Genomic DNA, 13,312 nt, shown 5'->3' with positions numbered 1-13,312 from the left:
CCTCATCGTCCCGCTCCATCCCTTCAACTTAGCGACCCTGCAAGGCTAGCAGGGCAGCCCGGTGAGGGGCGGGCCATCCATAAAGGGGGCCTGACACCGGCCCGAACCCGACGGATCGGGGCAAGCCGGGCACGAAGCGCCACCTCGTCACGGATGCGCGCGGCACCCCGCTCGGCCTCTGCCTGAGCGGGGCCAACCGGCACGACAGCGTGATGATGGCCCAGACCCTCGATGCCATCCCGCCGCTGCGCAACGGTCGGCGCGGACGGCCGCGTCGGCGGCCCGACAAGCTGCACGCCGACAAGGCCTACGATGCCAGGGCGCGCCGCCAGGAATGCCGGGCCCGCGGGATCGTGCCGCGCATCGCCCGCAGAGGCGTCGAGAGCAGTGCGAGGCTCGGGCGCCACCGCTGGGTGGTGGAGCGGACCCACGCTTGGTTCAACCGCTTCCGTCGCTTGCCTATCCGTTACGAGCGACGCGCCGACATCTACGAGGCCTTCACTAGCCTCGCTGCAAGCCTCATCACCCTCAACCAGATCAAACGGTTCTGTTAGGCACTCTAAGGCTGGCGCGCTCGGCTGTTGGCGCGAGCGCGGGGAAAGTAGGTGTAGAAGGTGTCCCGGTTGACCCCGAGGCGCTTGGCGATGTCGGCCACGCTGATCGTGCCGGCCGCCAGCATCGCCCGGCCAGCCTCGATGTCCGCCTCGGAGAGCTTCTTCGGCCGGCCGCCCTTGGGCCGCGGGCCAGCGCCGCCTTCAATCCCTCCATGGTGCGCTCACGGTTGAGGTCGAGGAAGTACTCGGCCATCGCCCCGTGCATCTGCAGGGCGAAGCGGCCGTGGGCGGTGGCGCTGTCGAACTGCTCGGTGAGCGAGCGGAAGTGCACGTCCTTCACCCGCAGGCCGTCGATGGTGCGCATCATCTCGACGAGCGAGCGGCCGAGGCGATCGAGCTTCCACACTACGAGGACATCCTCGGGACGCAGGTAGGCAAGTGCCGCCTCGAACTCCGGCCGCTTGGTTCCGGCCTTGCCGGACTTCTTCTCCTCGAACAGGCGCTCACACCCGGCCTTGGTCAGCGCGTCGCGCTGCAGGTCGAGGTTCTGGTCGATGGTGGACTGTGACCTTGATCGCTGTTTGGCACTGATTATCAGCGCTATGTGGCACCGATGACGAGGACGGATCGGGCAGCCTCGACCACGTCCTCGGTGACCGCGTTCAGCTCGTTGATGCGCATGATCCGGGCGATCTGCACGAACAGCCGGTGCACGAGGCGGAAGTTGCCGCCCGTGATCCGCACGATGGCGGCGGCCGCCTGGGCGTCGGTGAAGTCCGCTTCGTCCAGGTCGAGCCCGAGCTGACGCCAACGCCGGGTCAGGACGAAGGTCAGCTCCTCGCTGCGCAACGGTCGATAGGCGTGGGCGAAGCCGACGCGGCTGAACAGCTGCGGATAGCGCGACAACCGTAGCTCGATCCCGGGCATGCCGATCAGGATGACCCCGATGCCCTCCCGGTCGTACAGATCGCGCAGATACTCCAGCGTCGGCATCGACAGGCGCTCGGCCTCGTCGACGATCATCAGTTCGACGCGGCGGCGCGCGATCAGCGCATCCTCGCCCTGCGGGTGCTCATCGATGAGCCGGTCGGTCCGGGCCAGCAGACGGGGCAGGTCCTGCTTCAGCTCGCGCAGGGTCACGCCGACGGCGGGCGTGTAAAAGGCCGTCCGGGCGCGAGCGAGCGCCGCGTAGATGGTGGGGCGATCCGCCGGCCGACCCCAATCCGCCAACAGGGGCTCGGCGGCATCCCATCGGGCATGACGCCGGGCCGACAGCGTCTTCCCGACGCCAGCCGGGCCATGCCCGGCGAACTGGAGGCGCGTGTGACCGCCTTCGTCGAGCACTACAACCATCTCCGGGCTCACGAGAGCCTCGACAACCTCACCCCTGCCGACGTCTACTTCGGCCGCGGCGAGGACATCTTGCGCGAGCGCGCACGGATCAAGCGTCAGACCCTCGCCGATCGCCGCTTGCGCCATCACGCGCAGGCCGCCTAACCTCTCCACCCAGATGGACCAGAGCCTCTGTTCCTGAGCGTCCCGAACCGTCTCAAATCATCTGACGACGGACACACGGATGCCACCCGTAGACGACGACACCGTCGTCGCCAGCGTCGGGACTATGGGTCTTGTGCTGAGGGGTTGTATAACACTCGCCGCCTGCACTCCGCGCTGGGCTATCTGAGCCCCGTGCAGTTCGAGGAGCAACACGCCCGGCAGACGGTCAAAACCGCCGCCTGATCGTGCCCACCGTCAGGGGCCCACTCCAGTTTGGACTGGGTCAAGTAAGCGTCGGCAACAAGCCCTCACAAACTCACCCCAGGCCGGCCATTCCGATGGCGGCACGGTCGCCGTTGATCGTCCGGCTCTATGTCGGCTTGGCGAGATGTGAGGAGAAGCAATTCTGAGCCGAGTTCGAACGACGATACGAGAAGGCCACGCATCGGCGTGCCGTTGTTCGATCCCGGCGCTGTCGGGAAGGCGCCGGGCATCCGGCACATCCGAATGTAACGAAAAGATTTTGACCTCCGAACTCATGAGCAATGGCGCTGAGGCAAGGGCGCTCCCTCACAGGACGGTGGACAAGATCATGAAGCCTTTTGTTGGTATTGCTCTCGCAACACTGGCCTTCGTCGGCACGGCTTCGGCCGCGCCCAGTTGGCAGACGCGGACCGGCCCGCGCCTCCACCCCTCATATCCCACGGCCGCCTTGCGGGATCCGGAGACGACGGGAAGCCTCGCACGCAGCCTGAACCGCACGCGCGGCCTGCGTGACGTGCAGGGACGAGACTTCCGCAGCAGCACCCGCGGAAACGCACAGTTCCCGGAGCGCCTGCCGGCTCAGCAGAACCTCGGCGGCACTGCGGGTGGCCCTGAGTTTTGAGCGCCTCACCTCGTATGCCTCCACTGGCCGCAGCGCGCGCCGCGGCCACTCTCGTGCCCCGGCACCTTCCATTGTGGCGTGCTCTCGCGCTGGTGCTGCTTCTCATGGGCGCCGGCGTGACCCTCGCGTCTCCCTTCAGCCGCGCCTCTTCGGGCCGTTACGCCTTCGAGCTCGTCGAGCGCGAGGTGAAGCAGGGTTACGGCACAACCATCCTGGTCCGGCTCGTCGACGAGCGGACCGGAAAAGTGGTTCCGGATGCGGTCTTGTTCATCAGCCGCATCGACATGTCGCCTGACGGCATGAACGCGATGACCGCTCCGTTGGAGCTCCAGGCCGACGCGCTGCCTGGCTATTACCGTTTCGAAACCGACCTCTCGATGGAGGGCGGCTGGGCGCTCACGCTCGCGGCCAAGATCCCCGGACTTCCAGACCCGGTCCAAGGCAGGCTCGTCCTGCAGGCAGTGCCATGATGCATCAGAACACGCCCTTTCGCGACTTCGAGGAGTTCGAGACCGCCCCCGGCGGCGGTCGAGCAAGATGGATCGTGGGCATCGCTCTGTTTGCCACGATGCTCCTGGCTGCCGTCGGCCTCGGTTACGGCTTGGGGCGTGGGACCTGGGCGGTCCCAACCTCGATTACCGCGCACGTGCCCGCCGCGCTCGTCGGCTGGCTGCCGGCCTCGGGGGCTGCCCCCGCCAGCGCCGGCACGCCGGTCGCGCTCAAGGACTATGCCTTCGAGCTGACCGAGGCCCGAGTGAAGCAGGGCGAGGCGGTCCTGACGGTGCGCCTCGTGAACAAATCGACGGGCAAATCGGTCGCCGATGCGGTTGTGTTCGCACACCGCCTCGACATGGCGCCCGCGGGTATGCCGACCATGACGACGGAGCTGGAGCCGCAGCCCGCGACCGAGCCCGGCCTCTATCGGTTCAAGACCGATCTCACGATGGCGGGCGACTGGCAGCTCTCGCTGGCCGCCAAGGTGCAAGGCCAGATCGGCACCGTCCAGACCAAGCTCGCGCTCAAGGCGGTACGGTGATGGACCAGATGACACGGTTCGAGATCGGCGAGGCACACGGGCGCCGGGATACCCGACGAAGCCTCATCTCCTGGTTCATCGGGCTCGTGGCCGTGCCAGCCGCGCTCGTGGGCGCACTCGTGCTTGGCCTGGCGGCCGGCGAGGCCCGCTGGTCCCTGCCGGCCTGGCTGCCGGCCCCGGTCTCCACGCTCCTCGTCAGGGACGAGGCGGGTCCGGCACCGGACGCACCCGTCCTCTACTACCGCGATCCCGACAAGGCGCTCTACGCGCTGGCTCCGGCCAAAACGCCCGACGGCCGCGACTACCGGCCCGTGCGCGTCGGCGAGGATGTGGACTTCGAGCCCAAGCCGGCGGAGCCGGCCGGCGGCAGCCAGACCGGCATGGCCCAGGCAGGGGACAAGAAGCTTCTCTACTACCGCAATCCGATGGGCCTGCCGGACACCTCGCCGGTGCCCAAGAAGGATTCGATGGGGATGGACTACATCCCCGTCTACGAGGGCGAGGCCGAGGACGGCAACACCGTCAAGATCTCGCCCGGCAAGGTCCAGCGCACCGGCGTCCGCTCGGAGCCGGTCGAGCGCCGCGTCATCAGCCGACCCGTTCGGGTGCCCGGCACCGTCACGTTGGACGAGCGGCGCGTCACCATCGTGGCCACCCGCTCGGACGCTTACGTAGACCACGTCGAGAACGTCACCACCGGAGATCAGGTCCACAAGGGCCAACCCCTCGTGGACGTCTACTCCCCCGAGATCAACGCGGCCGCCGCCCAGCTCATCGCCAACCCCGGTTTCGACGGCTCGCGTCGACGACTGCAGAACCTGAACGTCCCGGCCGAAGTCATCGCCGAGATGGAACGCACCCGGAAGGTGCCGATGGCCATCACCTGGTCATCCCCCCGCGACGGGGTGATCCTGCAACGCACAGCCATCGAGGGCATGAAGGCCGCGGCCGGAGAAACCCTGTTTCGGATCGGCGACATCTCGGTGATGTGGGTCTTGGCCGATGTGCCCGAATACGACCTCGGCAGCGTCAAGGTCGGCCAGCCCGTCGCCGTGCACGTGCGCTCGCTGCCCGGACGCACGTTCACCGGCAAGGTCGCGCTGATCTACCCGCAGGTGAATACGCAGACCCGCACCACGCGCGTGCGGATCGAGCTACCGAACCCGGATGGCGTGCTGCTGGCCGACATGTACGCCGACGTCGAGATCGGGACCGGCGCGACGAAGCCCGTCGTCGCAGTCCCGAACGACGCGATCATCGACACGGGCGCGCGTCAGGTCGTGCTCATCGACAAGGGCGAGGGCCGCTTCGAGCCGCGTGAGGTCAAGGTTGGCGCCCGCGGCGAGGGCTACACCGAGATCCGCGAGGGCGTGAAGGCGGGCGAGCAGGTCGTGACCGCGGCCAACTTCCTGATCGATGCCGAGAGCAATCTGAAGGCGGCCCTGCAGAGCATGGCGACCCCAACGCCGCCGGCTCCGCAGGCACAGGGCGAGGAGAAGCCGCGATGATCGCCCGCCTCATCGGCTGGTCGGCCCGCAACCTCGTCCTGGTCCTGATTGGCACCGTGTTTGCGGTGGCGGCCGGCCTCTACGCGGTCCGTACCCTGCCGCTCGACGCCATCCCCGATCTCTCGGACGTGCAGACCATCGTCTACACCGAGTATCCGGGTCAGGCACCACAGGTGGTGGAGGACCAAGTCACCTATCCGCTGACCACCGCGATGCTGACGGTGCCGAAGTCGAAGGTGGTGCGCGGTTTCTCGTTCTTCGGCGTCTCGTTCGTCTACGTCATCTTCGAGGACGGCACCGACCCCTACTGGGCCCGCTCGCGCGTGCTCGAATACCTCAACGCGGCGGGAAGCAAGTTGCCGTCCGGCGTGACGCCGACGCTTGGACCCGACGCGACCGGCGTCGGCTGGGTCTACCAGTACGCCATCGTGGCCAAGCAGCGGACACTCGCCGAATTGCGCTCGCTGCAGGACTGGGTCGTGCGCTTCGGGGCCTCGCGCGCCGAGGGTGTGTCCGAGATCGCGAGCGTCGGCGGCTTCGTCAAGCAGTACAACGTCATCGTCGACCCGAACCGGCTGCGCGCGCAGGGCATCTCGCTCGACAAGCTGCGGGAGGCGATCCGGTCGAGCAACGCCGACGTCGGCGGCCGCACCGTCGAGCTCTCCGAGTTCGAGTTCATGGTGCGTGGCCGCGGCTACCTGAAGAGCGTCGCCGACATCGAGAACATCGTCCTGAAGACCGACGCCGGCACCCCCTTGCGGATCCGCGACGTCGCCCGGGTCGAACTCGGGCCTGACGAGCGGCGCGGCATCACCGAGATGAACGGCGAGGGCGAGGTCGCGGGCGGCATCGTCCTCCAGCGCTTCGGCGCGAATGCCCTCAACGTCATCGAGGGTGTGAAGGCGAAGCTCGCGGAGGTCGCCAAGAGCCTGCCTTCGGGCACCGAGATCGTGCCGGTCTACGACCGCTCGCAGCTCATCGACGCGGCCATCGATACCTTGAAGCACACCCTGGTCGAGGAGAGCGTCATCGTGGCGCTCGTCTGCGTGGTGTTCCTGCTGCACCTGCGCAGCGCGCTGGTGGCCATCCTGATGCTACCGGTCGGGATCCTGATGGCGCTCGGCGCCATGCGGCTGCTCGGCATTGGCGCCAACATCATGTCGCTCGGCGGCATCGCCATCGCGGTCGGCGCCATGATCGACGCCGCCATCGTGATGATCGAGAATGCGCACAAGCACCTGGAGCGGGCGCCGCCGGGTAAGCCCAGGGTCGAGATCCTGGTGGAGGCCGCAGCGGAGGTCGGCCCGTCGCTGTTCTTCAGCTTGCTCGTGATCACGGTCTCGTTCCTGCCGATCTTCACGCTGGAGAACCAGGAGGGCCGGCTGTTCGGGCCGCTCGCCTTCACCAAGACCTTCTCCATGGCAGCCGCGGCACTGCTGTCGGTGACGCTGGTGCCCGCCTTGATGGCGCTGTTCGTGCGCGGACGCATCGTCCCCGAGCATCGCAATCCGCTCAACCGCCTCCTGATCTGGGTCTATCGCCCGGTGATCGAGGGCGTGCTGCGGGCGAAGGTCCTGACCATCGTGTTGGCCGTGGTGGTGCTCGGCTTGACGATCTGGCCGGCACGCCAGCTTGGATCGGAGTTTATGCCGGACCTCAACGAGGGCACGCTGATGTACATGCCCACGACCCTGCCGGGCATCTCGGTGACCCAGGCCGGCGAGCTCCTCGCCACTCAGGACCGGATCATCAAGTCCTTCCCGGAGGTCGCGTCGGTCTACGGCAAGGCCGGACGCGCAAGTACCGCGACCGACCCGGCGCCGATGGAGATGTTCGAGACGATCATTCGGTTGAAGCCGCAGACTGAATGGCGTCCCGGCATGACGCTCGCGAGCCTCAAGGCCGAGATGGACAAGGCCCTACAGTTTCCCGGCGTCTCGAATGCCTGGACGCAGCCGATCCGCGCTCGCATCGACATGCTCTCGACCGGCATCCGCACACCCGTCGGCATCAAGGTGTACGGTACGGACCTCACCGAGATGGAGAAGATTGCCCGCCAGGTCGAGGCGGTGGTCCGGGCGGTTCCGGGCACATCGAGCGCCTACGCGGAGCGGGTTATCGGCGGCTACTTCCTCGACATCACGCCGAACCGCGAGGCGCTCGGGCGCTACGGCCTGATGGTCGGGGACGTGCAGGACGTCATCGCCACGGCGCTTGGCGGGCAGGCCGTGACCAACACGGTCGAGGGTCGCGAGCGCTACACCGTCAACGTCCGCTACCCGCGCGCCTTCCGCTCGGATCCGCAATCTATCGCACGGGAGGTGCAAGTGCCGCTGCCAGGCGGTGGAACCGTGCCGCTCGGCGAGGTGGCCAAAGTGCAGCTCACCCGCGGCCCGACCTCGATCCGGACCGAGAACGGCCAGCTCGCGGTCTACATCTTCGTCGACCTGACCGGCCGCGATCTCGGTGGCTACGTGGCCGAGGCGCGTGCGGCGGTCGACAAGGAGGTCCAGCTGCCGCAGGGCATGAGCATCCAATGGAGCGGGCAGTTCGAGTACCTGGAGCGGGCCGAGGCGCGGCTGAAGATCGTGGTGCCGGTCACCCTGCTGATCATCTTCCTGCTGCTCTACCTGAACTTCCGCCGGCTCACCGAGACGTTCATCGTCATGCTCTCGCTGCCGTTCTCGCTGGTCGGCGGGGTCTGGCTGATGTGGTGGATGGGCTTCAACATGTCGGTCGCCGTGGCGGTCGGCTTCATCGCGCTGGCCGGCGTCGCCGCCGAGACCGGGGTGATCATGCTGATCTATCTCGATCACGCCTGGGACGAGCAGCGGGCTGAGGTCGCCTCCGCGGGCCGGGAGGCGACGCGGGCGGACCTGTACCGGGCGATCATGGTCGGGGCGGTCGAGCGCGTGCGGCCGAAGATGATGACCGTGGTCGCCATCATGGCCGGCCTGGTCCCGATCCTGTGGAGCACCGGCGCGGGCTCCGAGGTGATGCAGCGCATCGCGGTGCCGATGATCGGCGGCATGGTCTCCTCGACCGTGCTGACGCTCGTGGTGATCCCGGCCATCTACGGCCTGGTCAAGGCGCGCGGGCTTCCGCACCGAAGCCCTCCGAGTTCCGGCGCTCCGAAGCCCGGCAAGGCTCTGGTTCGCGTGCAGCCGCGCCTGGTCAATCCCGCCGAGTGAGTGTGGGGCGGCGTCGCCGCCCCGTCCAGCGGGAAAAGCCTTCATCACACACGACGAGAGAAAGCCGGAACCATGCCGGAAAACGTCTTGGATTGCCTCGTCATCGGCGGGGGACCGGCAGGCCTGACGGCCGCGATCTATCTGGCCCGGTTCCGCCGGCGCTTTCAGGTGGTCGATGCCGGGGCAAGCCGCGCCGCCCTGATCCCGACCTCGCATAATCACGCGGGCTTTCCTGAGGGCATTCACGGCAAGGCGCTTCTGAGCCGGATGACGGAGCAGGCGCGCAAGTACGGTGCCCATATCGTCCCGGGGTCCGTCACGCGCCTGGAGCGCCGGCCGGATGGCGTCTTCCTGGCCACGCTGGACGGGGAGCCGATCCCGGCCCGGACCATCCTGCTGGCGACCGGGGTTGTCGACCGCGAGCCGGACCTGCCCGACGTGCCGGACGTGATCCGGCGCGGGCTGGTGCGCCATTGCGGGATCTGCGACGGCTACGAGGCGTTGGGCAAGCGGGTCGCGGTGATCGGGCACGGCAGCAGCGGGCTGCACGAGGCGCTGTTTCTGCGGACCTACACCGCCGACATCACCCTGCTGTCGCTGGGTCGGTCCCTGGTGCTGACGGAGGAGGAGGGTCGGCAAGCGGCACAGGCCGAGATCGCGATCGTCGAGGAGCCGGTCAGGCGCGTGGTCGTCGAGGGGGATCAGGTCCGTGCGCTCGACATGCTCGGCGGGGCGTGTCGGTCGTTCGACGTGCTCTACGCGGCACTGGGCAGCGACGCCCGGTCCGACCTTGTGCGCGGTCTGGGCACCCGTCTGGATGACAAGGGCTGCGTGGTCACGGATGAGCACCAGCGCAGTTCGACCGACGGCCTGTTCGCCGCCGGCGACGTGGTGCGCAGCCTCGACCAGATCAGCGTCGCGATGGGCCAGGCCGCCATCGCCGCGACGGCGATCCACAACCGCCTGCGCGGGGTGCCGTCGCCGAGGGGAGCTCCGGACGACACCCTCTCGTTTTCACCCCAGGACCTGTGCACCTGCTGTTCGCGGCCCGACGCAAGAAGGCACTGAGCCCCAGCACCGGCGACGTTGCGATGCGACCGGCCGGACGCGAAATCCCTCGGCGTCCGCGACCCCGCCGCGGCGGACCATTTGGTCAGCGCTCGCTCTCGACCCCGGAGCTTGTTCTCGCATGCCGAACGCTTTCCAGGTGGCCGGCCTTGCTACCCATGCGCTGGTCCTCCTGATCGGGCTCGGTACCATTCTCGGCCTCGTGCCCTTGGCTCGCGGCCGTCGCGGCGGGTTCGGGCTGGTGCGCATGGCCACGGCCATGACCATCGTGGTCCTGGAACCGCGCCTCCGGTTGGGGCGGTCGGGGTCGGCGCCACGTGGTCGGCTTCCTGGGCGGTCTGTGGCTGCTACTCGGCCCCGGATCACCGGGTCCGGGGGGACCGGCAGCCCCCGCGGAAAAGCGGTTGAGGACATCGGCGCGGGGCGAACGCCGGTTCCCGCGCACGCCCCGCCGCCCATGCATGCTCCCGTCGAGAGGCCCTCCGCGTCGGCCACCAGCGTCAGCCCCATCCGATCTGCTTAGCCGCCCTGCCGCTCTCTCCGAAAAGCATTCTCACTGTAACCGTTTGCCAGGCCACCCCGAATTTATACTCGACGCACCAAGCGCCCAGCACATTCAAGAAAGACCTTGCCATGAAACCCAGATTTTCTGCCCTGCTCCTCGGAGTTTTCATCACTTCGACTGCGGCGAGCTACGCCTCCGCGGGTTGGATGGACAACGTCCCGGGCCGTTTTCTCCCGGGCGCGAACCGGAGCCTGTCCCGGACATCGGAACCGACCGATGGCGTCCTGATGACCGGCTCAGTCGAAGGGGCACCCGCCCGCTCCGAACATATTTCCCGGTCCGGCCGAGCCGGGAAGCCGTAAGGCGACGTCGGTGCCGCCGCTAGGGTTTGCATGCTGTTGCAGCCGACGGCGGCTTGTAACCTTTCTCGCGCCGGGCCCGAAGTTTGATGGGAAGGGGCCTCAACGCGCGTGCTCTCACCTCCAAGGAGCGTCCAGGCTCTCGGCACGGCGGCGCCCAATGCGTTCCGGCCAGCCGGACCAGAAAGAAGGAACACCGATGTCCGAGCTTGGTCGGTCGAATCGAAAGGGTGCGCTCGCTGCGATCGTCGCCGCGCTGCTGCTCGCGGGAGGCGTTCAGGCGCAGGCCGCGCCGATGGACGACATGCCAGGCATGAGCGGCAAGGCTGGCGCGGAGGGCGCAAAGCAGCAGACGGCCAGTGCCACTGGCACCGTCGCGGCCGTGAACGCGAGCCAGCACAAGGTGACCTTCGACCACGAGCCGATCCCGGCGATCAACTGGCCGGCCATGCACATGGAATTCCCGGCGGCCCAATCGGTCGATCTCTCGAAGGTCAAGCCGGGCGAGAAGGTCAAGTTCACGCTGAGCGGCAGCAAAGGCTCCTACACTGTTCAGTCGATCGCCCCGGCGCAGTAGCGCAAACAGACCGGAGGCCAGCCTGATGCACCGCCGTACGCTCCTCGGCGTTCTTCTTGCGGTGTCCACGCCATCCGTGGCCGCGGCGCAAGGCGCCCAGACTGCCATTCTCTACAAGAACCCGGAGTGCCTGTGCTGCGATGCCTACGCCAAGGTACTCCAGCGCAGCGGGATTGCGGTCACCGTCGAACAGACTCCCGCGCTTGCGGAACTCAAACGCGAGCACGGCGTGCCCGAGCCGCTCCAGGGCTGCCATACGCTGCTCATCGACGGCTACGTCGTCGAGGGACACGTGCCGGTCGCCGCGGTCAAGCGGCTGCTGGCCGAGCGGCCCGCCATCAGGGGCATATCGCTGCCGGGCATGCCGGCGGGTTCGCCTGGCATGAACGGAGAGAAGACGGAGCCGTTCACGGTCTATGAGATCGGCGACGGCGCCCCGAAGGTCTTTGCGCGCGAGTAGCGCGAAGGCAGGATTACGTCGAAACGCACGGACAACAGGAGAACCTCATGTCCAAGATCTCGAAGTTCGCACCCGCTGCTCTCGGCATTGCTCTGTTTGCCGGCATCGCCGCTGCCTCGGCCGAACCCGCCACGAACCCCGCACCCTCGGATAAAGGGACGATGGGCGGCATGATGCAGGGTGATGGCATGATGCCGATGATGCAGGAGATGTCGAAGATGATGGGGAACTGCAACAAGATGATGCAGACCATGATGGACCGGCAGAACCAGGGCGGGTCCGGCCAGCAGAACCCGGACAAGCGCGGCTGAGCCGGAGACGCGCTGACCCGCTGACCGCGAGGGCTGCGCGTAGTCCGGACTTCCCGCGGTGATGACCGGGCCATCGGCGGGCGAGCTCCGATCGCGGCTAAGCTTCCCGCAGCGTTCCGTGAAGTCCGGTCCGGGCAACCATCGCCGGATCATCACGAGCGTCGTCGGGATCACCCAGATCCTGGCCTGGGGGTCCTCCTACTACCTCCTGGCCGTGCTGGCGGCGCCGATCAGCGCCGACACTGGCTGGCCGCTGCCGTGGGTGGTCGGTGGGCAGACGGTGGGGCTCCTCGTGGCGGGTGCCATCTCCCCGCAAGTCGGCAAGCTCATCGACTGTTACGGCGGGCGCCCAGTCCTGGCGGTATCGGTCGTCGTGCTCGCCCTCGGACTGCTCGTACTCGCCTCCGCGCCCAACCTCGCCATCTACGTCGCAGCGTGGGTGATGCTCGGGCTCGGGATGGGGCCGGGCTCTACGATGCCGCCTTTGCGACGCTCGGCCGGTATTTCGGGAGTGCGGCTCGGCCGACGATCACCACGGTGACCCTGTTCGGCGGGTTCGCCTCAACCTTGTCCTGGCCGGTCACCGCGTACCTGAGCGGGCACCTCGGCTGGCGGGAAGCCTGCGCCGGTCTCGCCGCGATCGACGTTGTCGTCGCCCTACCACTTCTCCTCGGGCTCCTCCCGCCTGTTCGAGGACAGCGCGACGGATGTACGCTGAGCAACGCTAAGGCCGAACGGAGCAAGAACGGCCATCTTCAGGTCAGGCGTGCCAGCCCTGCGGCGGCGACTTCCCGGTAGACGGTCGATCGTCCAAGACCAAGTTGGCTGGCGGCCTTCGTTGGCGAAAGGCCGGCTTGGACCAGCTTCAGCGCGGCCTGCACCCTGTCGGCGTCCACAGGCTGGCGGCCAGGAACCTTTCCCCTGGCGCGGGCTGCTGCGATCCCGTCCTTAGTGCGCTCGGCGATGAGCCGACGCTCGAATTGCGCAATGGCCCCGAACACGTGGAAGATGAGTTCCCCGGCGGCCGAGGACGTGTCGAGCTTCTCTTCCAGGCTGAGGAGAGCCACACCGCGGCCCTTCAGTTGCTCGACCACGGAGATGAGTTCCGCGAGAGAGCGGCCGAGCCGGTCGAGTCGCACCACCGCCAGCGTGTCGCCGCGGCGTGCATAGGCCAGGAGTTCGATCAGACCGGGGCGGTCCATCGATTTGCCAGACCGAACGTCGGTGAACACCCGGATGGCGCCAGCCTGCTCCAGCCGTCTGGCTTGGCCGGCAACGTCCTGGTCGCCGGTGCTGACGCGGGCATAACCGAGAACATCTGCCATGGGGACGCCGTCTCTCAACCGGTCGTTCTGTGGAC

General features: G+C 67.7%; 12 protein-coding genes and 3 pseudogenes. 12 read left to right on the top strand and 3 right to left on the bottom strand.

Annotated features, from left to right (window positions below; all coding sequences use genetic code 11):
- Positions 1–86 precede the first annotated feature (86 nt).
- Positions 87–554 (top strand): annotated as a pseudogene (locus tag MZTS_RS17555) (IS5 family transposase); the annotation flags it as partial.
- Between the two features lie 5 nt (positions 555–559).
- On the opposite strand, the pseudogene MZTS_RS17550 reads toward MZTS_RS17555, so the two are convergent.
- Both MZTS_RS17550 and MZTS_RS17545 read right to left on the bottom strand, forming a co-directional pair.
- Positions 560–1,146, bottom strand: a pseudogene (locus MZTS_RS17550) (recombinase family protein).
- 8 nt (positions 1,147–1,154) lie between these two features.
- Positions 1,155–1,907, bottom strand: coding sequence for an AAA family ATPase (locus MZTS_RS17545; protein WP_192284807.1), 753 nt, complete (start codon positions 1,905–1,907; stop codon positions 1,155–1,157).
- Between MZTS_RS17545 and MZTS_RS17540 the strand changes: the two are divergent.
- The 11 genes and pseudogenes from MZTS_RS17540 to MZTS_RS17490 form a co-directional block, all read left to right on the top strand.
- A pseudogene (locus MZTS_RS17540) lies at positions 1,854–2,051 on the top strand (integrase core domain-containing protein); the annotation flags it as partial. The gene MZTS_RS17545 and the pseudogene MZTS_RS17540 sit on opposite strands and share 54 nt — an antisense overlap.
- Before the next feature lie 523 nt (positions 2,052–2,574).
- Complete coding sequence (locus MZTS_RS17535; protein WP_192284810.1) at positions 2,575–2,937, top strand: hypothetical protein; 363 nt, start codon at positions 2,575–2,577, stop codon at positions 2,935–2,937.
- A 104-nt stretch (positions 2,938–3,041) separates the two neighbouring features.
- Complete coding sequence (locus tag MZTS_RS17530) at positions 3,042–3,407, top strand: FixH family protein (protein ID WP_246482155.1); 366 nt, start codon at positions 3,042–3,044, stop codon at positions 3,405–3,407.
- A 74-nt stretch (positions 3,408–3,481) separates the two neighbouring features.
- Positions 3,482–3,973 carry a FixH family protein gene (locus MZTS_RS17525; RefSeq protein ID WP_343068788.1) on the top strand — a complete coding sequence of 164 codons (492 nt, stop codon included), beginning with the start codon at positions 3,482–3,484 and terminating at the stop codon, positions 3,971–3,973.
- The gene (locus MZTS_RS17520) at positions 3,973–5,481 is read left to right on the top strand and encodes an efflux RND transporter periplasmic adaptor subunit (RefSeq protein ID WP_192284804.1); all 1,509 of its coding nucleotides are present in this window, start codon (positions 3,973–3,975) and stop codon (positions 5,479–5,481) included. The genes MZTS_RS17525 and MZTS_RS17520 overlap by 1 nt, the downstream gene beginning before the upstream one ends.
- Positions 5,478–8,672 (top strand): efflux RND transporter permease subunit, encoded by a 3,195-nt coding sequence (locus tag MZTS_RS17515; protein WP_192284803.1) that lies wholly within the window; start codon positions 5,478–5,480, stop codon positions 8,670–8,672. Before MZTS_RS17520 ends, MZTS_RS17515 begins: the two co-directional genes overlap by 4 nt.
- On the top strand, positions 8,673–9,740 hold the full coding sequence (locus MZTS_RS17510; RefSeq protein WP_343068787.1) for an NAD(P)/FAD-dependent oxidoreductase: 1,068 nt from the start codon (positions 8,673–8,675) through the stop codon (positions 9,738–9,740).
- Positions 9,741–10,803: 1,063 nt separating this feature from the next.
- Entirely contained in the window at positions 10,804–11,181 is a 378-nt protein-coding gene (locus tag MZTS_RS17505) for a copper-binding protein (RefSeq protein ID WP_009867441.1), read from the top strand.
- A gap of 25 nt (positions 11,182–11,206) precedes the next feature.
- The gene (locus tag MZTS_RS17500) at positions 11,207–11,641 is read left to right on the top strand and encodes a DUF411 domain-containing protein (RefSeq protein WP_009867442.1); all 435 of its coding nucleotides are present in this window, start codon (positions 11,207–11,209) and stop codon (positions 11,639–11,641) included.
- A 47-nt stretch (positions 11,642–11,688) separates the two neighbouring features.
- Positions 11,689–11,952, top strand: a complete 264-nt coding sequence (locus MZTS_RS17495) for a hypothetical protein (RefSeq protein ID WP_009867443.1) — start codon at positions 11,689–11,691, stop codon at positions 11,950–11,952.
- Positions 11,953–12,013: 61 nt separating this feature from the next.
- Positions 12,014–12,493, top strand: coding sequence for an MFS transporter (locus MZTS_RS17490; protein ID WP_210329344.1), 480 nt, complete (start codon positions 12,014–12,016; stop codon positions 12,491–12,493).
- 214 nt (positions 12,494–12,707) lie between these two features.
- Here MZTS_RS17490 and MZTS_RS17485 read toward each other — a convergent pair.
- On the bottom strand, positions 12,708–13,312 hold a 605-nt coding region (locus MZTS_RS17485; protein ID WP_425492757.1), incomplete at its 5' end, for a recombinase family protein.

This window comes from Methylorubrum zatmanii, from assembly GCF_014845115.1.
Classification (GTDB): Bacteria; Pseudomonadota; Alphaproteobacteria; order Rhizobiales; family Beijerinckiaceae; genus Methylobacterium; species Methylobacterium zatmanii.
This window is presented reverse-complemented; position numbering and strand designations above follow the sequence as displayed.